We start from the raw sequence: 23,391 nt of genomic DNA, 5'->3' as shown, positions 1-23,391 counted from the left end.
ATGCCATGGGATGGTTTTCTGCATCCGAATATTGGTTGGGCAGCCTGGTCCTGCAGCGCGGGGTAGCGGTGATTTACGCGATCGCGTTCGTGGCGGCCGCACGCCAGTTCCGACCGCTCATCGGTGCCAGCGGCATGCTGCCGGTGCCTGCTCATCTGGCCGACCGGTCTTTCTGGCAGGCGCCCACTATGTTCCACCTCCGCTATTCCGACCGGCTTTTCGCCGCGACCTGCTGGCTCGGGGCGGGCTTGGCGGCCGCGCTCGCGGGCGGGCTGGCGGGGTTGGTCCCGGTTTGGGCCGGGATGCTGATCTGGCTGACGCTGTGGCTGCTGTACCTGTCGATCGTCAACGTCGGTCAGACCTGGTATGGGTTCGGCTGGGAGTCGCTGCTCTTGGAGACCGGATTCCTGATGGTCTTCCTGGGCGGCGAGCAGTTGGCGCCGCCGGTGCTGACGTTGTGGCTGGCGCGCTGGCTGCTGTTTCGCGTCGAGTTCGGTGCCGGACTGATCAAGATGCGCGGCGACCGGTGCTGGCGCGACCTGACCTGCCTGTACTACCACCACGAGACCCAACCGATGCCGGGGCCGCTGAGCTGGTTTTTCCATCACCTGCCTAAGCCGCTGCACCGGATCGAGGTGGCGGGCAACCATTTCGCCCAGCTGGTGGTGCCGTTCGGGTTGTTCGCGCCGCAGCCGGTGGCGGGATTCGCCGCGGCGATCATCGTCGTCACGCAACTGTGGCTGGTGCTGTCGGGAAACTTTGCGTGGCTGAACTGGTTGACGATTCTGCTGGCGTTCAGTGCGATCGACCAGTCGACATTCGCCAGGTTGGGCCTGACGCCCGCTGAACGGGTCTTTCCAGTGACACCACCGTGGTTCGCGGTTGTAGTCATCGCGTTTGCCGCCGCGATGCTCATGCTGAGCTACTGGCCGGCGCGTAACATGCTGTCATCGCGGCAGCGAATGAACGCCTCGTTCAACGCATTTCACCTGTGCAATACCTATGGTGCGTTTGGTAGCATCAGCCGCACCCGCTACGAGGTGGTGCTAGAAGGCACCTTGGACACCTCGATCAACGACCAAACAGTCTGGCGGGAATACGAATTCAAGGGCAAGCCGGGCTCGGTGCGGCGGCTGCCGCGGCAGTTCGCGCCCTATCACCTGCGGCTGGACTGGCTGATGTGGTTCGCTGCCATCTCGCCCGGCTACGCCCTGGCCTGGATGACACCACTACTCAACCGGCTGCTGCGCAACGATGCCACCACGCTTACGCTATTGCGGCACAATCCTTTTCCGACGGCGCCGCCCCGCTTCGTGCGGGCTCAGCTCTACAAGTACCGGTTCACCACTGCAGCCGAGTTGCGGCGCGATCACGCATGGTGGCACCGTACGCTGATCGGGAGCTACGTACCGCCGCGGTCGCTGCCACGGAACTGCTGAGATAGCGCGACTTCACTTCTGGTAGGACAACGCCCCTGTACCGGCTAACTGCCCGGCGTCCACAATCAAGTACTCCGGGCGGATGGCTTTCCCGGCGAACCAGCACTCCAAAATCTCGCGGGTGCCCGCGGCGTAGCGCGCCTGAGCCGACAAAGTTGTGCCCGACACGTGCGGGGTCATCGCGTTGTTCGGCATGGTCCGCCACGGATGGTCGGCGGGCGGTGGCTGCGGAAACCACACATCGCCGGCATAGCCGGCGAGCCGGCCACTGCGGAGCGCGGCCGCGATCGCTTCCGGAACAGTCTCCTCGGCGCGCGCGGTGTTAACGATGTAGGAACCGCGGCGCATAGAGGCCAAAAGCTTCTCGTCGAACATCGCGCGGGTGTCCGCGTACAGCGGCGAGTGCACCGAGACCACATCGACCGCCTGCACCAGGGACTGCACATCGGGATGGAAGGTCACGTTCAGCTCGGCCTCGACCTCCGGCGGCAGCCGACGGGAGTCGGTGTAGTGCAGGTTGACGTCGAACGGGGCCAGCCTGCGCAGCACGGCCCGTCCGATTCGGCCGGCGGCGATGACGCCGACATCCATGCCCTCCAAGTCGTAGGCGCGTTGCGCGCAGTCGGCGATGTTCCAGCCGCCGTCGGTGGCCCAGCGGTGCGACGGGACGAAGTTGCGCACCAAGGCCAGGATCTGCATGACCGCATGCTCGGCCACACTGATGCTGTTGCTGTAGGTCACCTCGGCAACGGTGATCCCGCGTTCTTTGGCTACGTCGAGATCGACATGGTCCGAGCCAATGCCGGCAGTGAGTGCCAGTTTCAGATTGGGGGCCTTGGCAATTCGCTCCGCAGTTAGGTAAGCCGGCCAGAAGGGCTGAGAGATGACGATATCGGCGTCGGGCAGCTCACGTTCGAACTCCGAGTCCGGCCCGTCTTTGTCTGAAGTGACCACCAACTCGTGACCGGCATCCTCGAAGAACTTGCGAAGTCCCAGCGCACCCGAGACGCAGCCAAGTAGGTCACCAGGGGTGAAGTCGATCTGCGACGGGGTCGGTACGGTGCTCCCGCCGGGGTAGCTGTGAATGACCTGGATACCGTCACGGGCATATTGCGGTGGGTACCCGTCGACGGGATCGGGATACAACACCATCACACACTTAGCCACGGAAGATCTCCTAACCTGCTGTACCTGAACAGGTTCAGTCTCTCCACAACGCACCGAAGGCGTCCAAGACGCAGTTCCGAACAGTTGATAGGTGCTGCCTATCGCGCATCACCGGCAATCTGCACCAGCGCGCGACCGAGCACCGAGCCCGGCTCAGCCTTGCTGGTGACCAGTGCGATCGAGGCGGTGACGGCGGGTTCCGACAACAGCAGCACGCTGATTTCGGCGGCCGGACGCAGACTGCGCAGCCAGGGCTGCGGGACGATACTGGCCCACCGCCCGGTGCCCACGTGCGCGAGCAGAGCCGCCAGCGAGTCCGTCTCTAATTGCGGTGTCACCACCAAGTTTTGACTGGCCAGCGCGTCATCGATGAGTCGACGGCCGCGCATGCCCTGCGTAAGTAGGCACAGCGGCAATGCCGCTGCGTCCGACCAGGTGATGGTGTCGGACTTGCCGGGGAGCAACTCGGTGCTGGCGATCACCACCGGCTTCTCCTCGTAGAGCGGGGTAACCACCAGGTCGGTCATATCCTGCTGATCGGGATAGAGGACGCCGGCGTCGAGTTCGAACCGACGGATTCGTTCGACGATTTGGGCGGACCGCAGATTCATCTCGAGCTGGACACGCACCAACGGATGTGCGCTGCAGAATGGATCGGTGAGCAGCGTGACCGTGGTCGACGCCGCCGGGACTACCCCGATTCGCAGCTCGCCGGTGAGACCGGTCTGTAACGCTACGACCTCCTGCTTGAGCGCGTCGCGATCAGCCAGGATGCGCCTGGCCCAGGGGACCAGCCGCTCACCTTCGGGGGTGAGACCCTCGAACTTCTGCCCACGGCGAACCAGCGGAACCTTCAGCTCCTGTTCGAGTTTGCGGATCGATTCTGACAGCGCCGGCTGCGACACGTAACAGGCGGCCGCCGCCCGCGCGAAGTGCCGCTCCTGAGCGAGCGCGACGAAGTACTCGAGCTGACGCAACAGCATTGGCTTATTCGATCACGCTCGTCACGTCAGGACGCGCAGCACGCCTGCCGGACCGGATCCCGCGGCTAGAAGAAGAAGCCGGCGCGTCCGCTGCTGGTCTTGAAACCTCCCGAGCTGAAGTCGCCCTGGGTGGAGATGCCGGAACTCTTCAGGCCGGTGTTGTTGATTCCTACGCTGCTGCCGTCGCCGGTAGCGTTGCCACCCGAGTTTCCGAAGCCGGTGTTCTGGAAGCCGTAATTGAGGGCGCCGACGTTCTGCATGCCGGTGTTGGCGATGCCCACATTGCCGGCTTTGCCGCTGGTGTTGTAGATGCCTGCGGTGGTGCCATTGCCGCCTCCTCCTCCGCCGCCGCCTCCGCCGCCTCCCCCGCCGCCGCCGCCGCTCACGTTGTTGTATGCGCCGGAGGTGTGACCGCCATTGCTCACGTTGAAGAAGCCCGAGGCACCGGTGCCGGTGTTGCCGTAGCCAGAGTTCGCCGCGTTGACATCGGTTGCGCCGCCGAATCCGGTGTTGACGTTGCCGGAATTGAAAACACCAGTGTTGGTGTCACCGGCGTTGCCGAATCCGGTGTTCACATTGCCCGAGTTGAAAAAGCCGGAGTTGCCGCCGAACCCGGCGCCGGAGTTGAAGCTGCCGAAGTTGAGGCCAGTGCCGGAGTTGAACTGACCCATGTTCTGCCCACCACCCGAATTGAAGTCGCCCGCGTTGCGCCCCAACCCCGAGTTGAAGCTGCCGGCGTTGCTGCCGGCGCCGGAGTTGAACAGACCGAAGTTCAACGGGCTGGAATTCGCGATGCCGGTGTTGGTGTCGCCAGCATTGAAGAAGCCGGTGTTGACGTCGCCGGAGTTGCCGAAGCCGAAGTTTCCGATTCCGGAGTTGGCGAAGCCGACGTTGCCGCTGCCCGAGTTGAAGAAGCCGATGTTGTTGGTGCCGGAGTTGAACAGACCGATGTTGCCGCTGCCCGAATTCAGTGCGCCGATACCGATCTGGTTGTCACCGGTCAGACCGATGCCGAAGTTGTGGTTGCCGGTGTTGCCGAAACCGACGTTGAAGCTGCCAGTGTTGCCGAAGCCGATGTTGCCGTTGCCGGCGGTCCCCGCCAGACCCGAGTTGCCGCTGCCGACGTTGTTGTTGCCGTTGTTTCCGCTGCCGAAGTTCCCGCTACCGGTGTTACCGGATCCGACATTCGAATCACCCCGGTTACCGCTGCCGATGTTGGTGTTGCCGGTGTTGCCTGAGCCCAGGTTCTGGTTGCCGGTGTTGCCCGAGCCGAGGTTCTGGTTGCCGGTGTTACCGGAACCGACATTGGCGCCGCCGGCGTTGCCCGAGCCGGCATTCTGGCTGCCGGTGTTACCGCTACCCAGGTTTGTGTCGCCGCGGTTGCCCGAGCCGAGGTTGGTGTTGCCGGTGTTTCCGACGCCGAGGTTGCCGTCGCCGCGATTTCCCGAGCCCAGGTTCAGGTTGCCCCGGTTACCGACTCCGACGTTGAACACCAGGCCCGCGTCGGCCGCTAACGCCTGGGCCGCTCTCGCCGGCAGCTGCTGCCAGGACGCCAATTGCGCGGCCGCCTCGGACACTCCACTGTGGTAGCCGACCATCGCGTCCACGTCCGCGGCCCACATCTGTTCGTAAATGCCCTCGACCGCGGCGATGAACGGGGCGTTGAAACCGAAGATGTTGGTGCGGACCAACTGCAGGAACGCATTTCGATTTGCCGCAATCTCCAGCGGATGGATCATCGCCGCCCGGGCCGCCTCGAACGACGACACGACGGCGCGTGCCTGCGTGGCCGCCCCTTGGGCGCGCACCGCCGCCGCGCCCAGCCACGCCGCGTGCGGGGCTGCCGCCTGGGCCATGGCCGCCGCCGCCGGTCCCTGCCATGCCTGACTGGTCAGTGCCGTGGTCACTGACCCGAAAGAGTTTGCCGCTAAATCTAATTCCGCGGCAAGACTTTGCCAGGCGGACGCGGCGGCGGTCATGGGCCCTGAGCCGGCGCCCGTGTACATCAAGGCTGAATTGAGCTCCGGCGACAATACCGAGAAATTCACTACCGCAATTCCTTTCAGATCCTTCTCTTAGCTATTGGTCCAGGTTTCCGGCAGCATGGGCACGGTCGGCCCCGTTCCGAAGTCGTCTGCGGCCAAGGTGGCCAACCCCGCTGCCCGCAGTTCGCCACGGCCTACGGTCCCGCTCAGGCCCACTGATCCCGCTCCCCGGGAGGCAGGCCCCGTCGTCGAAATTTCCGGTGCTAGCCCGCCTTCTGCCGGGGTGTCGAGGAACTCGTAGCGATGACCGCGGCTGATAGTGCTTCGTAGTCGCCGAGCGGCCCGCGCCTGGTCTCGATCTGCGGCAGCCACCTGTGCTGCCGCCACAGAGTCCGACGCCGTTTGCGGGGTGGCGATGCGGGCGCCCATCCCCCAGCCGACTTCCGGGCCCGGCCCTCCGACAAGGTAATTGAAACCCTCGACGCCCGTCGCCGAAGCCGGTGGGACCGCCGGTGCGACCGGAGCCGACGGCGTCGGCACGGGCGCCGGCACCGAAGTGGGTGCGGGTGTCGGCGCCATTGCCGGCGCAGCTAAAACCATTGCTGGCGGCGGCAACTCGGATGTCGGGATCGGCACGGCGGGTACGTCGGGTCCGGGCGTCACGGTCGGTTGGGCCCACCCAGCGAGTCCGGCCAGACCACCGAGATTAACCGTGGCAAGGTTCAGAAATGCCGGTACCAGCAGCGGCGCCATCTGCACCAGAAAGCGCAGCGTCCGAAGCGTCCAATTGACGATCCGATACGTCTGCCAGGCAACGAAATACGAGATGAGGGCCGGGAGATTGGACGGATTTGTCAGGATCTGCGGCAGGTTGGTTTGCAGATAGACAAGAGCCTGCTGATTGCCGTTGAAAAGGTTGGGAAGGTTCTGCAGGTACTGCAGCGGACTCCAGTTCGGTTGTCCCTGACCGGTGATCGGCGCACCGTCGGCGCCGAAGATCATCGCCCAGATCTCGGCCGGTGTCGGCAACTGAAAGCCGTTGCCGCCTCCCCCTCTGCCTCCACCCCCACCTCCACCACCCCCACCACCGGCGGCGGCGCTGACCGTCGCCTGATAGGTGCTCATGGTGGTGGCGGCCTGAACCCACATCCGGACGTAGTCGGCTTCGTTCAGGGCGATCGGAACCGTATTGATGCCAAAGAAATTCGTCGCCACCAACGCACCGTGAACCGTGTGGTTGGCCGCCAATTCGGCCAGCGTTGGCATCGCCGTCAGTGCGGTGACATACGCCGCTGCCACCGTTTCCTGACGCGCCGCCGCCTCGGCGCTCAGCGCGCTTGCCAGTGCCAGCCACTCCAGATAGGGCACATGAGCAGCCGCGTACGCCGCCGCGGCGGGTCCCTCCCAGAGTTGCTGCGAGTCGACCAGTACCGCGGTGAGTTCGATTGCCGCAGAGTTGTATTCGATACTCAACCCGGTCCACGTCTGCGCGGCGGCCAGCAATGGTCCGGGCCCCGGCCCGGTACTCAACAAGGCCGAGTGCACCTCCGGCGGCGATGCCATCCAGACCGGCGCGAACATCGTCTACTCACCCAAATATGCCGATGCCGCCGCCGCGTCGCCGACCGCGTAGCTTTCGCCCGCCGCAGCGACGCCCATTCCGGCGCGGCCGAGCACCTCGACGCCGTCGGCCAGTGCGGCCTGATGCTGGCTGCCCTGCTCGCTGAAGTCCAGCGCGGCCTGTAACGAGACCGGGTCCACTGCGGGCGGGAGCACCATCGATATCACCGGGGCCGCTGACGCATGCATGGCCGCGAGCCGGGCGGCGATAGCCTCGACCGCCGCACTGGTGGCCGCCAGACCTTCCGGTACGGCTCGCAGGGTCATGGCCGCGGCACCGCCGAGACGATCACCGACGCGATCGCCCAGCCCAGCAATCCTGCTATCAGGCCGAACCCAAGGTGCAACCACACCTTCTCCGTTGGCCATGCACCACCCGCAAGTGCCACCAAGTGAATGGGAGCCGCGGCCAACGCAACCCAGCACCCCCGGTGCCGCGACCTCCACACCGTGGTGGCGACCGCGTACAGCAAGACCGCGGCGGCCAGGTAGCGCGTGCTGCCCGGCATCGCCAAAGTCGCGACTGTGGCGGCGGCGCCGACTGCGATGACCGTGGCTCGCCGCTGGGTCGCCAGGGCAACCGCGACCAGCAGTGTCAGCCAGATCAATCCGCGGTGGCCGGGCAGCCCCATCGGGATGCGGACATCGGCGTACCCAACGATCGCAGCGACCCCGAGTATCGGGAAGACAAGCTCGCGGACGAGCTTCGACGCCGCGCTCGACTGCCTGCGATAGACCGGCTGAGCCAGATCCGGAGTCATCACCTGCGGAAGAATACTCTGAGTATCTCCGCCTTCGCGGAGTTTTTACCGAATAGGTTGTGCATATGCGACTTGCGCCAAACGGGCTGCTCCCCGTCGTCTCGGCCTGCCTGATGGTGTGCGGTGGTGTCGACGCATGTGCGGCGACAAATGACAGTGCGAACCTGGTGAGGGTCCAGGAGCAGGGCCGGGTGCTGCGCGAGTTCAGCATCGAGCAGCTGCGCGGACTTCCACAAGTTCAGGTAGGCACACCCCAATCTCGCGGTGCCCAAGTTCAGCAAGGGCCTACAGTGCGGTCGGTCCTGGACGCCGCGGGCGCCACCAGCGTCACGCGGCTGCGGGTCCAAGGGCGTGACCCCGCCCAGACGCTCACCGCCTCGGAAATCACCACCGAGCTTATCCTCGACATCACCAAGCGAAACACCGTGAAGCTCACCGGAACTCAGCTTCCCCGCAACCGCTGGGTGCGCGACGTCACGGCGCTGGTGATCGACCCGTGAACCGCGCGCTGGCGGGCGTGGACCTGCTGATCGGCATCGACGACACCGACGATCTATCGAGTCCGGGAACCGGCCGGCGCGCGAGATCGCTGCTGCGGGAACTCGCCGACGCGGGACTGGGCAGTTCGGCGGGCGCGACACGCCACCAGTTGCTGGTGGACGACCGGATCCCCTACACCTCCCACAACTCCAGCGCCTGCCTGGCTTGGCGCAGCACCGGCGGCCAGCCGCAAGAGGTACTTGCCGAAGTGGCGCAGGTGGCCGGGCGCTTCCTCGAACGTGTCTGCCCGCCGGACGCCGACCCAGGATTGGCCGTCGTTGCCCCGGACCACCTCTGCGACCCCATGGCGCTGATCGATTTCGGCTACCGCGCCAAGCGAGAAGTGCTGTGCGCCCACGATGCTCGTGCCCTGGCCACCGCACTCGGGTTGCATCTCAGCGGACACGGCGGCACACAGGACGGAGTGCTGGGGGCGTTGGCTGCCGTCGGGTTGCACCTATCCGGCAACGACGGGCTCTTCATCACCCTGCCGGGGTTGTACGAACTGCCGCACGTCGCCACCGTCGGGGAAATCTATGACCGCATACCGCTCGACGACGCGCGCGACGGCGATAATCGTCGCCCCGCACGTGACGAGCTGGTCGAGTTAGGCGACTGGGTCCATCCGGTACTCCTCGGCGGTCGCAGCGTGCTGCTGCTCGAACCGCCCCGCGAATCCCGCGACGGCAGGGTATGGCGGGCGGCTGCGCGTGCGGTCGTCAAACAGCACTGACCAACGCAGGCGGGGCGGCGCCGGATCGGGCCACTACAGCGTCTCGTCCAACTCCCCGAGTCGGTCGGTCAACCGCAGGTTCTCCGAATAGTCGACCGGACAAGCAATCAGCGACACCCCGTCGTCGTTCAGCGCGGCCCGCAGCGTCGGCAACAACTCGTCAGCGCTGCTGATCCGATATCCCTTGGCGCCGAAGCTTTCCGCGTAACTCACGATGTCGGGGTTGCCGAACTTCACGTAATAGTGGTCGCCGAGTTCGAGGTCCATCTTCCACTCGATCAGCCCGTATCCGCCGTCTTCCCAGATCAGCACCACAAGCGGGATCTTCTCGCGCACCGCGGTCTCGATCTCCTGGGAGTTCATCAGGAATGCGCCGTCGCCGACCACGGCCAGCACCTTGGCCCGCGGCCGGGCCAGCTTGACACCTAAGGCACCAGGAAGAGCAAAACCCATGGTGGACAAACCGTTTGAGATCAGGCAGGTGTTGCGCTCGAACGTCGGGTACAGCCGTGCCATCCACATTTTGGTCGCCCCGGTGTCGACTAGCACCACGTCGGATCGCCCCAACGCCGCGCGCGTGTCCGCGACCACCCGCTGCGGTGCCAGCGGGAAACGTGAATCTTGTTGTCCCCGCGCGAATTCCTCAGCCAGTAAGCCAGACCCAGGTACGTCGGCGTCGGGGAAGCTGTGCCCATCGAGCGCGTCGGCAACCGCGTCGAGCGACTCGCTGATGTCGCCGATGATGCCCACCTCGACCGAGTAGTGCACGTCAACCTCGGCTGGGAAGCGATGAATGTGGATGATCTTCTTGTCGGCCTCCGGGTTGATCCGGACCGGGTCGAACTCTTGCAGCTCGTAGCCAACCGCGATCACCACGTCGGCGTTGTCGAACCCGAAGTTGACGTAGTCGTGTCGCATGAAGCCCAGCGTGCCGATGCTGTTCGGGTGATCGTCGGGCATCACGCCCTTGCCGTGAAAGCTGTTAGCCACCTTGACGCCAAGCTTCTCGGCGAACCGAACCAACGCCGCAGTGGCGTCGCTGCGGGCGGCGCCGTGGCCGGCCAGCACCACCGGACGCTGCGCCTCGCGCAGGATGTCGACCGCGCGGGCCACCTGCCGGGCGGCCGGCGCGTCGGCACGAACAACATTGCGGGGCAAGGGTTTCAACTCGTAATCGGAGTCGTCCTCGTCGATATGTTCCGGCACCGCCAGGTACACCGCGGCCGGGCGCTCGGTCTCGGCGACCTTGAACGCCTTGCGGACCATCTCGGGTATCGCATGCGGCGTGGGAATCGGGGCCGACCAGCGGGTGATCGGAGCGAACATCGACACCAGATCCACGTACTGGTGGGATTCCTTGTACTCGCGGTCCTGACCGACCTGCGCCGAGATGGCGACGACCGGTGTGCTGTTGGTGGTGGCGTCGGCCACGCCGAGTTGCATATTGATCGCCCCCGGCCCCAGGGTTGCCGAAACTACACCGGCGCGACCAGTGACCCGGCCATACATCTCGGCCATGAACGCCGCGGCCTGCTCGTGACGGGTGAGCACGTAGCGGATCTGCGAGCGCGCCAACGCCTGGATAAAGCGGATGTTCTCTTCCCCGGGAATCCCGAAGACGACCTCCACCCCCTCGTTTTCCAGGCACTTGACCATCAGTTGGGCCGCTGTGCTCATCCGCCACCTCCCGGTGCTGAGAATAGTGGCAGGCTAGATGGTGGACGTTCCGAGAACCCACTGAACGAAGGAGGGCCCGCGTGCCCATCGCCACCATCAACCCGGCTACCGGCGAGACCGTCGAAACCTTCACCGCGGCCACCGACGACGAAGTGGACGCGGCGATCGCCCGCGCACACGAGCGCTTTCTCGACTACCGCCATTCGACCACTTATGCCCAGCGAGCCGAGTGGGCAAACGCGACCGCCGACCTGCTGGAGAAAGAAGCCGACGACGTCGCAGCCATGATGACCCTGGAGATGGGCAAGACACTCGGGTCGGCTAAAGCGGAGACACTCAAGTGCGCCAAGGGATTTCGCTACTACGCTGAAAACGCCGAGAAGTTGCTGGCCGACGAACCGGCCGATGCCGCCGCTGTGGGCGCGAAGAAGGCCTACGTGCGCTACCAGCCACTCGGGGTGGTGCTGGCCGTGATGCCGTGGAACTTTCCGCTGTGGCAGGCGGTCCGATTCGCCGCTCCCGCCCTAATGGCGGGCAACGTCGGCATCCTCAAGCACGCCTCCAACGTGCCGAAGTCCGCGCTGTATCTGTCCGATGTGATCGCCCGCGGCGGGTTCCCGGACGGGTGTTTCCAAACGCTGCTCGTCTCGTCGAGCGCTGTCGAGCGCATCCTGCGTGACCCGCGCGTCGCGGCCGCCACCCTGACCGGCAGCGAGCCGGCCGGCCAGGCCGTCGCCGCAATCTGCGGCGACGAGATCAAGCCCACGGTGCTCGAACTCGGCGGCAGCGACCCGTTCATCGTGATGCCGTCGGCGCCGCTGGACGACGCGGTCAAGACCGCGGTCAAAGCGCGGGTGCAGAACAACGGCCAATCCTGCATCGCGGCAAAGAGATTCATCGTGCACACCGACATCTACGACGCATTCGTGGACAAGTTCGTCGAACAGATGCAGGCCCTCAAGGTCGGGGATCCGACCGACCCGGACACCGATGTTGGTCCGCTGGCCACCGAGTCCGGCCGCGACGAGATCGCCAAGCAGGTCGACGACGCAGTCGCCGCCGGCGCGAAGGTTCGCCTCGGTGGCGAACGGCCCGACCGGCCGGGGTGGTTCTACCCACCGACGGTGATCACCGACATCACCAAGGGCATGGCGCTTTACACCGAAGAGGTATTCGGGCCGGTCGCCTCGATGTACCGCGCGGCCGACATCGACGAAGCCATCGAGATCGCCAACGCCACGACCTTCGGGCTCGGCTCCAACGCGTGGACGCAGGACCCGGCCGAGCAGCAACGCTTCATCGACGACATCGAGGCCGGCCAGGTGTTCATCAACGGTATGACGGTGTCCTACCCCGAGCTAGGGTTCGGCGGGATTAAGCGGTCTGGCTACGGCCGCGAGTTGGCCGGCCTGGGAATCCGGGAGTTCTGCAACGCCAAGACGGTGTGGGTGGGCTAGCAGGAACGAGTCGGACACAGTCACCAAGTCGCGCCCGAAAGCCGCTTCGTATAGGTCGACCATCTTTCGGACCCGGGGCTACGGCCGCCACGAGGCGTTTTAGGAGTGGCGCCCACACGCTCGCGCGAAAGCATGCTCAGCGCAGTCATGCGGATCGGCCTGGTGGCTTATTCTTTCCGAAATTCGTTGCCAGCGGCAGGAATATGTCGTCGACGATCTCGACTATGGTTTGCGCCGAGGCAGCCGTCATTGTCATAAACATTTCATGGCGGAGCAGGTCGACTGGCAGCGCCACGATGCGTGGTGGCGGCATCGCGGTGAGCTCGCCGCGGGCAACCGCCCGCCTGACAAGTGTCTCCATGCCGGTTGGGCCGTCGGGCAGAAACCACTTCCGCAGCTCCTCCGGTGATCCGCCCGACTCGTCGTAGTATGCGCCGATGCGCACGGTGATCAAGCCGATGATGCGGGAGCGCCGGTCGTTGAACTCGGTGAGGACTGCCAGGAGGTCATCGCGCAGGGTTCCGGTGTCCGGGATCGGGATTCTGTCGATTTCGCCGCGGCGGCGCACCACCGCCTCGAGCAGTTCCAACCGTGACGCCCAGCGCCGGTACAACACCGACCGGGCCGACGACGACCTTTCAGCGACGGCTTCGATGGTGAAGCGTTCGTAGCCGGACTCAAGCAGTTGTTCCCAACCCGCGTCCAAGATCGCAGACTCCAGCGCGGCGCCGCGGCGTCGAAGTCCTGCGGGTTGTTTAGAGGACACTTGTGTAGTCTACTGCCCACTGCTACCGTCGAGACGATAAGCAACAACTCTGTTGCTAAAGCGCTATAGGGCGGTCCGCAGCCTCCGGATCCTGGTCAGGTGACCGACCTTAAGGAGCCGACGTTATGACCCCACGCAGTGCCTTGATCTCCGGAGCGAGCATCGGCGGACCTGTCTTGGCTTTCTGGCTAGCCGAGGCCGGCTGGCAGGTCACGGTCATCGAGCGCGCCGAACGCTTACGTACCAGCGGTTACCCGGTCGACATTCGGGGCACCGCAATCGATGTCGTGCGCCGGATGGGACTGCACGACCAGATACTGGCCGAGCACTACCGACATGTTCCGGTTGCCGTGTTATCCCCCGGTGGACACCGGCTGAGCACGGTGGATATTGGTCGGGTCGCCAACGACCCCGGAAGCGGTGACGTGGAAATTACCCGGGGCGTGCTCAGCGAAATTCTGTACCGCGCGAGCCGCGAGCGGGCCACCTATGTCTTCGGCGACTCGATCACGAGCCTTAACCAGACCAACAGCGGCGTCGACGTCACCTTCAACCACCATCCGCCCGCCACATTCGACGTGGTGATCGGTGCCGATGGCATCCACTCCAATGTCCGCGGTCTTGCCTTTGGCGATGAATCGCAATTCATCCACTACCTCGGACCCTATGCGGCGATCTGGGATTTACCCGTTGACATGTTCGCTCCGGGAACTGGTTTCATGTACTCGCACGCCGGACGCACCGCCATGGTCGAGCGTCCCGCAAATGGGGGCGCCACCCGAGCATTCCTGGCCTTCGTGCACCCGCACCCGGGCACCGTTAACCGGTACGACACTGACGAGATCCTCGGCACCATCCGCCGCGCCTTTCATGAGGACCATTGGCGCACAGCGGAAATCATTGACACCTTGCCACGCGCAGACGACCTTTACTTCGACACCGTCAGCCAGGTGCGCATGGACCGCTGGAGCAGTGGCCGGGTCGCACTAGTCGGCGATGCCGCCTACGCGCCAGCGTTCCTATCTGGACAGGGCACCAGCATCGCGATCGCCGGCAGCTACGTGCTGGCCAGTGAACTCGTCCGCAATGACCGACCTGAGTCGGCCTTCGCCGCCTACGAACAGAGACTCCGCGACTACGTGACAAAAAATCAGAACTTGGCGTTGCGCACCGACTCCACCGTGATAGCGCGCACCCAAGGACAGTTGCTACGCCGCAACATCAGGTTGATCGTTGTGCCGTGGCTGCAGCGACTCGGGCTCCTCCATCTGTTACAGGCCCCGCTCCGAACGGCCGCCACCGACCTATCGCTATCCGATCACGACCTCCGATGCTCCACCCGGCCACACGGAGTCATGGGGAACCGCCAGTAACAAGTCCCTCTACGATTGAGACCCGCGGCCCAGGCTGACCGAGTTAAACGCCGGCCAACGCCCGGGCGTCCTCGTCGGCGAAGTCGTCCTCGAGCTGCACCGGCGAGTAATCCAGGTCGATCTCACCGACCGGGCGCCCGCGGGCACTGCTGATGGTGCCGAACCGTCGCAGCCCTTTATCGGTGGAGTACTGCAGGATCTCGTCGGGCGACAGGCCGAACGGAGGCTCGTCCCCGTACAGGGCGAAGCCTTCTTGGGTGAGGCGCAGCGCCATCGGTATCAGCTCGTTCATCCGCGCTTCGAAGACGTCCCAGTTGGCGTCGTCGGCGGCGACATGGCGACGACAGGTGAAGGTACCCCACGCCATGTGGCGCCGCTCGTCGTCTCCGATCCGCCGGATCAGCTCCTGCATCCCGGGCAAGACGCCGCGCTCCACGCAGATCTTGTTCCACGCGTAGTACCCGGTGAGCGCCAGCATGCCCTCGACGATGTGGTTGTAGGTGACCGACGCGCGCACCTGGGCGGCCGGCGACGGGTCGTCGGTCAACGAGTTGAGACAATCCGGCAGTTCGTCGTAGAAGATTTCCCGGTAGGTGGGCAGCGGGTCGAGGTAGCTGTTCAGGTCGCTTGTCATGCCGACCGCGTCCAGCCACATGCGGAACACCTGGACGTGTTTGGCCTCCTCGAACGCGAACTGAGTCAAATACATCTCGTCGCCCAGCCGGCCCTCGGCCCGCATCGCGGCCATAAACGGCTGGATGTCCTGGGTCACCGCTTCCTCGCCGGCGATGAACTGCGCGCACAGCCGCGTCGCGTAGTCGCGCTCGTCGTCGGTCAGGTTCTCCCAGTCCTGCCGGTCGCGTGAGAAATCGATGTCGGCGGGATTCCAGAATTTGGCGTTACCACCAGCAAATAGCTTGAGAGGCAAGCTTTCCCAGTTGAGACCGCCCGCTACCATCGAGCCGGTGTGGGTGCGTATCATCGGATCTCCTTCGTTCGGACCGGTGCAGGCGTCTGTGCGGCGAAGGCGGCCGACAGCACGGCGACCAGGCGGCGCACGGCTAGCGCAGGTTGTTCGGGGGTGGGCTCGTCGAGGCCGAGGATAGGGTCCAGGCCACGCATGTACGGGGCCAGCGCCAGGTGCGGGAAAATCATCAGCAGCAGCGACAGCAACGCGTCGGTGTCGGAATCGGGGCGCAGGTCGCCACGCCTGTGTGCCTCAGTCACCAGTGGACGCAGCACTTCTAGATAGTGGCGGTGGATGACGTTGCGCACGCTGATCCGGGCATCGGTGTCGACCTCCAAGGTGGCCGCGGCGTGCAACGCGCGTTCCCTTGGATGCTCGGCGTAATAGGCGACCCAGGCGTCGAGCAGCTCGGTGAGGAACTCGAAAAACGTTCGGCTCGGGTCGATTTCACGGATGACGTCTTCCACGAAGGCACGCACCCGTTGGCTGGCGACGTCGGCGATGAAGGCATAGAGGTCGCGTTTGTCCGCGAAGTACTGGAACAAGCTGCCCTTGGCGACGCCGGCCTTGCGAGCGATGACGTTGAGGCTGCCGTTGGAGAAGCCGTGGGCACCGAACTCGGCCTCAGCGGCGTCGATTACGGCGGCGCGCCGAGCCGGGTCGACGCGGGCCCAAGTGACCGTCGGCATATGGCCTCCCGTTTCGTATGACCAGTGGTCATTCTACTGTGACGTGGTTCACAGTCAAGACTAGGGCCGTGACGGTCGGGCCTCCCCGACGGCCACCTCACGAGAGTCCCCTAAATGCCGGTAAATGTGGCTCTTGACCGTACCTAGGAGGACACTCGGCGGCAGCATATGAAGTAGGCGCGTGAGCGCGTCAGGGCCGCATCTCATAGGCGCCGTTGAGGGGCAGGACCTGCTCCTGCCACACCTTGTCGTAGCGGGCCGGGTCATGAGCCGGGCGGCGAATCATCCGCAGCGCGAAAGCGGCCTGCTCCGCGGTAGTGGCCGCCTTGTCGTTGAGTTCGACTGCGTAACTGTTGAAGTCGCGCACCAGCAGGCCGAAGATCTCGTCGAGCAGGGCCTCATCGACTCCGGACAGCGGCGCCTCTTCGAGAATGAGTTGCGCATACGGCACCAACGCGAAGAGCTGACCGACACCGAATGCGAAGTCAATGTCCTTCTGCTGTCGCGCATCCGGAGTCGCCGACGCCAGCATCTCGGTCAGCACGTCAACCTGCTGGCGCAACAACGCCACATTCGGCAAGTGAGCGTAAGCGTCGAACGACGCGCGCCAGTCGTGGAACCGCACCTTGCCCAGGCCTCCGGTGGGCCCCTGGTTGAACAGGAACGTGTCGTCGGCGGCTTCGTCGCGGCGGCCAATCACCGGCAGCGCGGCGTCCGGGGCGAACAGGAAGTTCGGCATGAATTTGGCCAGCAACCCGATGTTGATGTGCACGGTGCCCTCCAACCGGGGCAGCAGGCCGATCTCGCGGGTAACCGTCTCGAAGAAGGTGTCCTTCTCCACGCCCTTGGCCGCGATGACATCCCATAGCGCGGTCATCACCCGCTCGCCCTCGCTGGTGACCTTGGCCTTGGTCAGCGGGCTGTACAGCAGGTACCGACGATCGTCGGCCGAGGCGCTGCGCATGTAGTCGCAGGCCCGGGTGCATACCAGACGCATCGCGACCAACCGCGCATAGGCATCGACGAGCAGCCGGCGCACGTGGCTAAAGTCCGTGACGACAGTGCCATACAGGTGACGGTTGGCGGCATGCGTGATGGCCTCGTAGAAAGCGTGCGTGCACATGCCGACCGCGCCCCAGCCCAGGTTGTACTTGCACACGTTGACCGTGTTCAAAGCGGCGTAGAAGGCGCCCATGCCGCGGTGTAGCAGGTCCGCTTCGGTGACCGGGTATTCGTGCAGCGCGTAATTCGCCACGTAGTTCTGCGAATTCACCACATTCTTCTTGCACTCGTAGCGATCGTGCTGCGAGTCGGCGGCGAAGAAGACGTATTCGGGATCCTTGGAGCCGTCCTCGATACGGCCGAACGTCGAGACCATGCGGGCGACGTTGGCGTTGCCGATGTAGTACTTCTCGCCAGACGCGGTCCAGCCATGCTCGGACGGCGTCAGAACCATGTCAGTCTGGTAGACGTCGGCGCCGTGGGCCTGCTCGGACAGGCCGAAAGCGAACACCTCACCTTGCTCTAGCTGGGCGGCGGCCTTGCGCTTGGCGTCCTCGTTGTCGCTCATCCAGATCGGACCCAGGCCAAGGGCCGTCACCTGGAAGGGGTACCAGTAGCTCAACCCGTAGAAGCCGATAATCTCGGCGAACTCGCTGATCCGGTAGGTGTCCCAGCGCGCGTCGGCCGCACCGTATTCGGCAGGAGTGAGCAGCGAGGCGAAGATGCGGTGCTGCGCGATGTGGTCGAGGAACTCCGAATACCAGACGCGGTTGTGATCGTCGTGCTTGAGCTTGGCTTTACCGCGGCCCTCGAAAAAGTCCACCGTGGCCTGCATGATCTCCGCCGAACGAGCATCGGGGTACTTGCGTTGCAGCTTGTTTGGGTTGAGCAGCATCTCGGTGGCTCCTAAGGGGCGACTTGACGAGAGGACGAGCGTTGACGGTACGCCACCGGCGCCCGATGCAGGAAGCTCGTGCCGGTTGGGGTCCGGGCGAACAGAACCGGCCTCTAAAACCGGCCCCGAAACGCGCCCGGAACCCGGCCAGAACCGGCCCTGTTGGTTGCTGCCGGATCGACCTAGCATCAGTTGCGTGTCAGAACTCAACACCGCCCGCGGCCCCATCGATACCGCTGACCTCGGCGTAACGCTCATGCACGAGCACGTGTTCATCATGACCACCGAGATCGCGCTGAACTACCCCGAAGCCTGGGGCGACGAGGACCAACGGGTGGCCGATGCCGTCACCCGCCTCAACGAACTCAAATCCCGCGGCGTGGACACCATCGTCGACCTGACCGTGATCGGGCTGGGCCGCTACATCCCCCGCATCGCCCGGGTGGCCGCCGAAACCGAGCTGAATATCGTTGTGGCGACGGGTTTGTACACCTACAACGACGTGCCGTTCCGCTTCCACTACGAGGGTCCCGGGGGCATGCTGGACGGCCCGGAGATCATGACCGACATGTTCGTCCGCGACATCGAGCAAGGCATCGCCGACACCGGTATCAAAGCCGGAATCCTCAAGTGCGCCACCGACGAACCCGGCATCACCCCCGGCGTCGAGCGGGTGCTGCGCGCAGTCGCCCAGGCGCACAAGCGCACCGGCGTGCCCATCTCAACCCACACCCACGCCGGACTGCGCCGCGGACTCGAACAGCAACGCATCTTCGAAGAGGAGGGCGTGGACCTGACCCGGGTGATCATCGGGCACTCCGGCGACAGCACCGACGTCGGCTACCTGGAGGAACTCGTTTCCGCCGGCTCCTACCTGGGCATGGACCGGTTCGGCATCGACGTGATCCTGCCGTTCGAGGAACGAGTCGACATTGTCGCGAAGATGTGCGAACGCGGTCACGCCGACAAGATGGTGCTCAGCCATGACGCCAACTGCTACTTCGATGCACTGCCCGAAGCACTGGTGCCGCAGATGGCGCCCAACTGGCATTACCTGCACATCCATAACGACGTGCTGCCCGCGCTCAAGCAACGCGGCGTCACCGACGAGCAGATCCACACCATGCTCGTAGAGAATCCCCGCCGGATCTTCGACCGGCAGGGTGCCTATCAGTGACCGCCCCGATCGGCACCCAGATCTCGCAGCTGGCCGCGCAGGCTCCCGACGAACCGGCCGTCAGTTGCGACGGGACCACCATCACCCGCGGCGAACTCGACTCCTCGACCAACCGGCTGGCCCGCGCATACGCCGAATTCGGCGTCGGTCTGGGCGACTACGTGAGCATTGTGTTGCCCAACTCCATCGAGTGGGTGCAGGCCACGTTGGCGTGCTGGAAGCTGGGCGCTGTGCCGCAGCCGCTCTCGCCGCGGCTGCCGGACGCGGAATTGACCGGGCTGCTCGCGCTCAAACCGCGCGCGCTGCTCGTCGGCCGGGAGGATCCCTCCGGTCAAATACACAGCGTACCAACGGGTTTCACGCCGGATCTGAGCCTATCAGATGCTGGGTTGCCCGAAGTGGTGTCGCCGGTATGGAAGTCGCTGGCCTCCGGCGGCAGCACCGGCCGCCCCAAGCTCATCGAAGCCGGCGGCGATAGCCGAGTCCCGCCGGCAATCGGGCATCCGCTGGGCGCTCAAGAAGGTGACACGACGCTGGTGCCGGTGCCGCTGAGTCACAACACCGGCTTCACCACCGCGACGATCGCCCTGCTGATGCGCCAGCACCTGGTGCTGCTGCCGCGCTTCGACCCCCACCAATTCCTGCGGGCCATCACCGATTACCGGGTTACCCTGCTAACCACCGTGCCCACCATCATGCAGCGCGTACTGCCCGTGTACCGCGCCGCCCCGGACGCCTACGACCTATCGTCAATCCGGCGGTTCTGGCACCTGGGCGCGCCCTGCCCGCCCGCCGTCAAACAGGCCTGGATCGACCTGTTGGGGCCCGAGAAGGTTTGGGAACTCTATGGCGGCACCGAACTGCAGGCGCTGACCTTCATCTCCGGGGAGCAGTGGCTGACCCACCGGGGGTCCGTCGGCCAGGTGGTCAGCGGGCAGATGAGGGTGCTCGATGACGACGGCCAGCAATGCCCGCCCGGTGTGGTCGGCGAGATCTACATGCGGCCCAGCCCCGGCAGCGCGCCCACATACCGTTACATCGGCACGTCGGCGAAATCCCGCGACGGCTGGGATTCGCTGGGCGATCTGGGCTGTTTCGACGCCGACGGGTTTCTGTACCTATCGGACCGCCGCGTCGATATGTTCACCGTCGGGGGCCGCAACGTGTACCCGGCCGAAGTCGAAAACGCGCTGTCCGAACATCCAGAAGTGTTGTCCTGCTTGGTCGTCGGTGTTCCCGACGACGACCTGGGACAGGTGCCGTATGCGTTAGTGCACACCGCGGCCGGGTCCGCGCTGGACGCCGCGGCAGTGCGGGACTTCGTGGCCGCACGACTGGCCGCCTACAAGGTTCCGCGCACCGTCGAGTTCGTCGACACACCGCTGCGCGACGACGCGGGTAAGGCGCGTCGCACGTTGGTGCGTGACGAGTTGCTCTCGCGGCTGCAAACTTAGACGCATGTACGCCCTCGAATACTCGGCACTCAGCGACGTCGGTTGCGAAAGATCCGACAACCAGGACCGCTGGGGCGCCGACGCCGACCAGTTCCTGTTCATGGTGGCCGACGGCGTGGGCGGCAGCCGCGACGGCGCCCTCGCCGCGCAGACGATGGTCGACAAACTGCCCGGCTACGTCGCCCACCACCTGCCCCTTGACCACCGCGACGAGCCGGATGCGGCCGAACGACTGGGGCGCGCGGTCTCCGAACTGTCCGACGACCTGCACGGCATAGCGCAAACCGACAGCCGTTACGCGGGGGCGAACAGCACCCTGGTATCGGTGGTGATCGCGGGCACCCGCGCACTGGTGGCCCACCTGGGCGACAGCCGCGCCTATCTGCGGCGCGCGGGTCAATTGACCCGGCTGACCCGCGACCACACACTAGTCCAGGCGCTGGTCGACGCCAATCAGGTGGACGCCGCAGACACCGGCCGGCACAAGGCCCGCAACGTGGTGACCAAGTACATGGGGATGAAGCCACCCGCGCGTGCCGACGCCAGCGCCGTGGAACTGAGCGCCGGGGACAGGATCCTGCTGTGCAGCGACGGGTTGCACGGCGTCGTCAGGGAACCGGAGCTGTCGCAGATCCTCGAGGACAACCCGGCTCCCGGTTATGCCTGCGCTGCGCTGATCGCCGCCGCTCGCGAAGGCGGGGGTCCGGACAACATCACCGCGCTGGTGATCAACGTTTCCGACGTCTAGCAGGACGGCCGCAGCTTCGGCGAGGCGTGCGTACCTTCCACGAGTTCCTAAAACCCTTGTGCTCGAACAATGCTCGTCTTCTCAAACTCTTTTCACTGGGCGGGTGAGAGGCTTCTCATCACACCGATCAAGAGGGACGAGTGCCAACACCGACGGCTGAGATCACGCACCCGGAGCACCACCCGGCGTTGGCTCGCCTGCGCCGGTGGACCCGTGGGCCCGGGGTGTTCCTCGGCTACCTGCTGGGCGCCATCGCACTGACCATCGGTGCCTGGCACGATCCGACATCCGGCTGGGCCGGCGGCTGCTGCGACCAGGAACAGACCATCTGGTACCTGGGCTGGGCCCCGCACGCACTCACCCACGGCCTCAACCCGTTCTTCACCACGCAGATCGGGGCCCCCGCCGGGGTGAACCTGATGTGGAATACCCCGATGACGCTGCTCGGGCTACTCGGCTGGCTGCCCGCCAAGCTCGGCGGCCCCATCTTTGGATTCAACGTGCTCATGGTGCTCGGCATCGCCCTCAGCGGATTCACCGCATGGCTGGCGATCCGGCGCTGGACCGGCGGCGGCCTCGGCCCTGTTGTCGGCGGCGGGATCTATGCGTTCTCGCCCTACGTTGCCTCCCACGCGGCCCTACACCTCGACCTCGCCACGGCGTGGGTGCCGCCGCTGTTCCTGATCGTCATCGACGAACTTCTGCTCACCCGCCGCCGCCCAGCCTGGCAGGCGGGCCTCGCGCTCGGACTGCTCGCCGCCACGCAGCTGCTGATCGCTGCGGAGATCCTCGCCACCAGCGTGGTCGCGGCGGCAGTCCTGGTATGCGTGCTGGCTTTCGCGCGTCGTGACCGGCAGGTCATTGACCGCTGCCGTCGGGCATTGGCCAGACTGGCTCCCGCGCTCACAGTCGCCACAGCGACGTTCCTGCTGCTGGCGGCCTGGCCGCTGGCCACTCAGTTCTTCGGCAAGCAGCGGATCAACGATTCGGTGCAGGATCCCAAGACCTTCTCGACCGACCTACTGAACCTCGTCCTCCCGACGCCCTACCAACTGATCGCCCCGCGTGCAGCCACCGGGGTATCGCAGCACTTCAGCGGGATGTATCACGAGGCCACCGGCTACCTTTCCGTGCCGTTGCTGGTCCTGCTCGTGGTCGTGGCGGTTCGCCAGTGGGGCGACCTACGCATCCGCGTCGCCAGCGTCACCGCCACGCTGCTGCTGGTGTTCTCGCTCGGGCCGTGGCTACACCTCGGCAAGGACGCGCTACCGATACCCCTGCCGTGGTGGCCCCTCGGGAAGCTCCCGCTGCTCAAGCATGTGCTACCAGGCCGATTCACCCTCTTCGTCTGGCTGGCTGTCGCCGTGATCATTGCGTGTGCCATCGCGCGGGCCGCACGCCTGGACCGGCGACGGGCCGCGCGGTGGTTGATCGCCGTAGGCGCGGCGCTGGTGCTGATCCTGCCCGCTCCGCTGCAGCGAACGCCGTTCTATACCCCCGTCTACTTCCGGACCTGGGCCAACCACCACATCGGTCGTGACGAAACCGTCCTCATAGCACCGTATTTCATCGACTACGACGGCCGGGCCGCGCCGATGCTGTGGGCAGCCGAGACCGACTACGGGCTGCGGATGCCCGAGGCCTACGCATACCTGCCCCAGCCCGACGGCGGGACCAGGGCCGGGCCGCCACCGACGGAGCTGTACGCGATCATGCTGGCAATCCAGAGAGGCACCCCGATGCTGGCCCGCGGCGACGAACGTGACCAGGTAGCCGCAGACCTGCGTGACGCCGGGGTGCGGCACGTCATCGTCGGGCCGATGCAGGAATGGCAAGCCATGCTCGCATTCTTCGGCGACCTGTTCGGCCGGCCGGCCGAGCGGGTCGGTGAGATCGCGATCTGGCGCGACGTCGACACCCGCGGCGTCGTCACGACCTGACAGCTTCGCCGCGCCGGT

The 23,391-nt window shown here is 65.3% G+C and carries 20 protein-coding genes; 9 read left to right on the top strand and 11 right to left on the bottom strand.

Annotated elements, in window-relative coordinates:
• Positions 1-5 precede the first annotated feature (5 nt).
• Positions 6-1,439, top strand: a complete 1,434-nt coding sequence (locus tag H0P51_RS02825; RefSeq protein ID WP_180916545.1) for a lipase maturation factor family protein — start codon at positions 6-8, stop codon at positions 1,437-1,439.
• Positions 1,440-1,451: 12 nt separating this feature from the next.
• On the opposite strand, the gene H0P51_RS02820 is transcribed toward H0P51_RS02825, so the two are convergent.
• From H0P51_RS02820 to H0P51_RS02795, 6 genes are all read right to left on the bottom strand, one after another.
• Positions 1,452-2,606 (bottom strand): NAD-dependent formate dehydrogenase, encoded by a 1,155-nt coding sequence (locus tag H0P51_RS02820; protein WP_180916544.1) that lies wholly within the window; start codon positions 2,604-2,606, stop codon positions 1,452-1,454.
• A gap of 98 nt (positions 2,607-2,704) precedes the next feature.
• Positions 2,705-3,589, bottom strand: a complete 885-nt coding sequence (locus H0P51_RS02815) for a LysR family transcriptional regulator (protein WP_180916543.1) — start codon at positions 3,587-3,589, stop codon at positions 2,705-2,707.
• Between the two features lie 65 nt (positions 3,590-3,654).
• The gene (locus H0P51_RS02810; protein ID WP_180916542.1) at positions 3,655-5,637 is read right to left on the bottom strand and encodes a PPE family protein; all 1,983 of its coding nucleotides are present in this window, start codon (positions 5,635-5,637) and stop codon (positions 3,655-3,657) included.
• Positions 5,638-5,664: 27 nt separating this feature from the next.
• Positions 5,665-7,155 carry a PPE family protein gene (locus tag H0P51_RS02805; protein ID WP_180916541.1) on the bottom strand — a complete coding sequence of 497 codons (1,491 nt, stop codon included), beginning with the start codon at positions 7,153-7,155 and terminating at the stop codon, positions 5,665-5,667.
• A 3-nt stretch (positions 7,156-7,158) separates the two neighbouring features.
• Positions 7,159-7,461, bottom strand: a complete 303-nt coding sequence (locus tag H0P51_RS02800; protein WP_180916540.1) for a PE family protein — start codon at positions 7,459-7,461, stop codon at positions 7,159-7,161.
• Entirely contained in the window at positions 7,458-7,955 is a 498-nt protein-coding gene (locus H0P51_RS02795; protein WP_180918697.1) for a hypothetical protein, read from the bottom strand. Before H0P51_RS02795 ends, H0P51_RS02800 begins: the two co-directional genes overlap by 4 nt.
• A gap of 65 nt (positions 7,956-8,020) precedes the next feature.
• Between H0P51_RS02795 and H0P51_RS02790 the strand changes: the two genes are divergently transcribed.
• Positions 8,021-8,455 (top strand): hypothetical protein, encoded by a 435-nt coding sequence (locus tag H0P51_RS02790; RefSeq protein WP_180916539.1) that lies wholly within the window; start codon positions 8,021-8,023, stop codon positions 8,453-8,455.
• Entirely contained in the window at positions 8,452-9,228 is a 777-nt protein-coding gene (locus H0P51_RS02785) for a hypothetical protein (protein ID WP_180916538.1), read from the top strand. The genes H0P51_RS02790 and H0P51_RS02785 overlap by 4 nt, the downstream gene beginning before the upstream one ends.
• A 33-nt stretch (positions 9,229-9,261) precedes the next feature.
• Here the strand turns inward: H0P51_RS02785 and H0P51_RS02780 are convergent, their stop codons facing one another.
• Entirely contained in the window at positions 9,262-10,905 is a 1,644-nt protein-coding gene (locus H0P51_RS02780) for an acetolactate synthase large subunit (protein ID WP_180916537.1), read from the bottom strand.
• An 80-nt stretch (positions 10,906-10,985) separates the two neighbouring features.
• Between H0P51_RS02780 and H0P51_RS02775 the strand changes: the two genes are divergently transcribed.
• A complete protein-coding gene (locus H0P51_RS02775; RefSeq protein ID WP_180916536.1) occupies positions 10,986-12,362 on the top strand; it encodes an NADP-dependent succinic semialdehyde dehydrogenase in 1,377 nt (458 codons plus the stop codon).
• A 145-nt stretch (positions 12,363-12,507) separates the two neighbouring features.
• On the opposite strand, the gene H0P51_RS02770 is transcribed toward H0P51_RS02775, so the two are convergent.
• Complete coding sequence (locus tag H0P51_RS02770) at positions 12,508-13,128, bottom strand: TetR/AcrR family transcriptional regulator (protein WP_180916535.1); 621 nt, start codon at positions 13,126-13,128, stop codon at positions 12,508-12,510.
• Between the two features lie 125 nt (positions 13,129-13,253).
• Between H0P51_RS02770 and H0P51_RS02765 the strand changes: the two genes are divergently transcribed.
• On the top strand, positions 13,254-14,501 hold the full coding sequence (locus H0P51_RS02765) for an FAD-dependent monooxygenase (protein WP_180916534.1): 1,248 nt from the start codon (positions 13,254-13,256) through the stop codon (positions 14,499-14,501).
• Between the two features lie 43 nt (positions 14,502-14,544).
• Here H0P51_RS02765 and H0P51_RS02760 read toward each other — a convergent pair whose 3' ends face one another.
• The 3 genes from H0P51_RS02760 to H0P51_RS02750 all read right to left on the bottom strand — a co-directional run bounded on the left by H0P51_RS02760 (position 14,545) and on the right by H0P51_RS02750 (position 18,054).
• On the bottom strand, positions 14,545-15,483 hold the full coding sequence (locus H0P51_RS02760) for a R2-like ligand-binding oxidase (protein ID WP_180916533.1): 939 nt from the start codon (positions 15,481-15,483) through the stop codon (positions 14,545-14,547).
• The gene (locus H0P51_RS02755) at positions 15,480-16,157 is read right to left on the bottom strand and encodes a TetR/AcrR family transcriptional regulator (protein ID WP_180916532.1); all 678 of its coding nucleotides are present in this window, start codon (positions 16,155-16,157) and stop codon (positions 15,480-15,482) included. The genes H0P51_RS02760 and H0P51_RS02755 overlap by 4 nt, the downstream gene beginning before the upstream one ends.
• A gap of 190 nt (positions 16,158-16,347) precedes the next feature.
• Positions 16,348-18,054 carry an acyl-CoA dehydrogenase family protein gene (locus H0P51_RS02750; RefSeq protein ID WP_180916531.1) on the bottom strand — a complete coding sequence of 569 codons (1,707 nt, stop codon included), beginning with the start codon at positions 18,052-18,054 and terminating at the stop codon, positions 16,348-16,350.
• 196 nt (positions 18,055-18,250) lie between these two features.
• Between H0P51_RS02750 and H0P51_RS02745 the strand changes: the two genes are divergently transcribed.
• From H0P51_RS02745 to H0P51_RS02730, 4 genes are all read left to right on the top strand, one after another.
• Positions 18,251-19,231 carry a phosphotriesterase family protein gene (locus tag H0P51_RS02745; protein ID WP_180916530.1) on the top strand — a complete coding sequence of 327 codons (981 nt, stop codon included), beginning with the start codon at positions 18,251-18,253 and terminating at the stop codon, positions 19,229-19,231.
• Positions 19,228-20,685, top strand: a complete 1,458-nt coding sequence (locus tag H0P51_RS02740; protein ID WP_180916529.1) for an AMP-binding protein — start codon at positions 19,228-19,230, stop codon at positions 20,683-20,685. Before H0P51_RS02745 ends, H0P51_RS02740 begins: the two co-directional genes overlap by 4 nt.
• 4 nt (positions 20,686-20,689) lie before the next feature.
• On the top strand, positions 20,690-21,433 hold the full coding sequence (locus H0P51_RS02735; RefSeq protein WP_180916528.1) for a PP2C family protein-serine/threonine phosphatase: 744 nt from the start codon (positions 20,690-20,692) through the stop codon (positions 21,431-21,433).
• Between the two features lie 140 nt (positions 21,434-21,573).
• Positions 21,574-23,373, top strand: coding sequence for a DUF6311 domain-containing protein (locus H0P51_RS02730; RefSeq protein ID WP_180916527.1), 1,800 nt, complete (start codon positions 21,574-21,576; stop codon positions 23,371-23,373).
• Positions 23,374-23,391 lie beyond the last annotated feature (18 nt).

The sequence above is a fragment of the Mycobacterium vicinigordonae genome (genome assembly GCF_013466425.1).
In the GTDB taxonomy this organism is placed as follows: Bacteria; Actinomycetota; Actinomycetes; order Mycobacteriales; family Mycobacteriaceae; genus Mycobacterium; species Mycobacterium vicinigordonae.
The sequence above is the reverse complement of the archived record's forward strand: the minus strand, read 5'-3'. Positions and strand labels throughout refer to the sequence as shown.

Excerpts from the sequence above, each read along its gene's own strand:
- H0P51_RS02825 (WP_180916545.1), top strand. The coding sequence starts at position 6 with ATGGGATGGTTTTCTGCATCCGAATATTGGTTGGGCAGCCTGGTCCTG.
- H0P51_RS02815 (WP_180916543.1), bottom strand. The coding sequence starts at position 3,589 with ATGCTGTTGCGTCAGCTCGAGTACTTCGTCGCGCTCGCTCAGGAGCGG.
- H0P51_RS02805 (WP_180916541.1), bottom strand. The coding sequence starts at position 7,155 with ATGTTCGCGCCGGTCTGGATGGCATCGCCGCCGGAGGTGCACTCGGCC.
- H0P51_RS02800 (WP_180916540.1), bottom strand. The coding sequence starts at position 7,461 with ATGACCCTGCGAGCCGTACCGGAAGGTCTGGCGGCCACCAGTGCGGCG.
- H0P51_RS02795 (WP_180918697.1), bottom strand. The coding sequence starts at position 7,955 with ATGACTCCGGATCTGGCTCAGCCGGTCTATCGCAGGCAGTCGAGCGCG.
- H0P51_RS02790 (WP_180916539.1), top strand. The coding sequence starts at position 8,021 with ATGCGACTTGCGCCAAACGGGCTGCTCCCCGTCGTCTCGGCCTGCCTG.
- H0P51_RS02780 (WP_180916537.1), bottom strand. The coding sequence starts at position 10,905 with ATGAGCACAGCGGCCCAACTGATGGTCAAGTGCCTGGAAAACGAGGGG.
- H0P51_RS02765 (WP_180916534.1), top strand. The coding sequence starts at position 13,254 with ATGACCCCACGCAGTGCCTTGATCTCCGGAGCGAGCATCGGCGGACCT.
- H0P51_RS02760 (WP_180916533.1), bottom strand. The coding sequence starts at position 15,483 with ATGATACGCACCCACACCGGCTCGATGGTAGCGGGCGGTCTCAACTGG.
- H0P51_RS02755 (WP_180916532.1), bottom strand. The coding sequence starts at position 16,157 with ATGCCGACGGTCACTTGGGCCCGCGTCGACCCGGCTCGGCGCGCCGCC.
- H0P51_RS02750 (WP_180916531.1), bottom strand. The coding sequence starts at position 18,054 with ATGCTGCTCAACCCAAACAAGCTGCAACGCAAGTACCCCGATGCTCGT.
- H0P51_RS02735 (WP_180916528.1), top strand. The coding sequence starts at position 20,690 with ATGTACGCCCTCGAATACTCGGCACTCAGCGACGTCGGTTGCGAAAGA.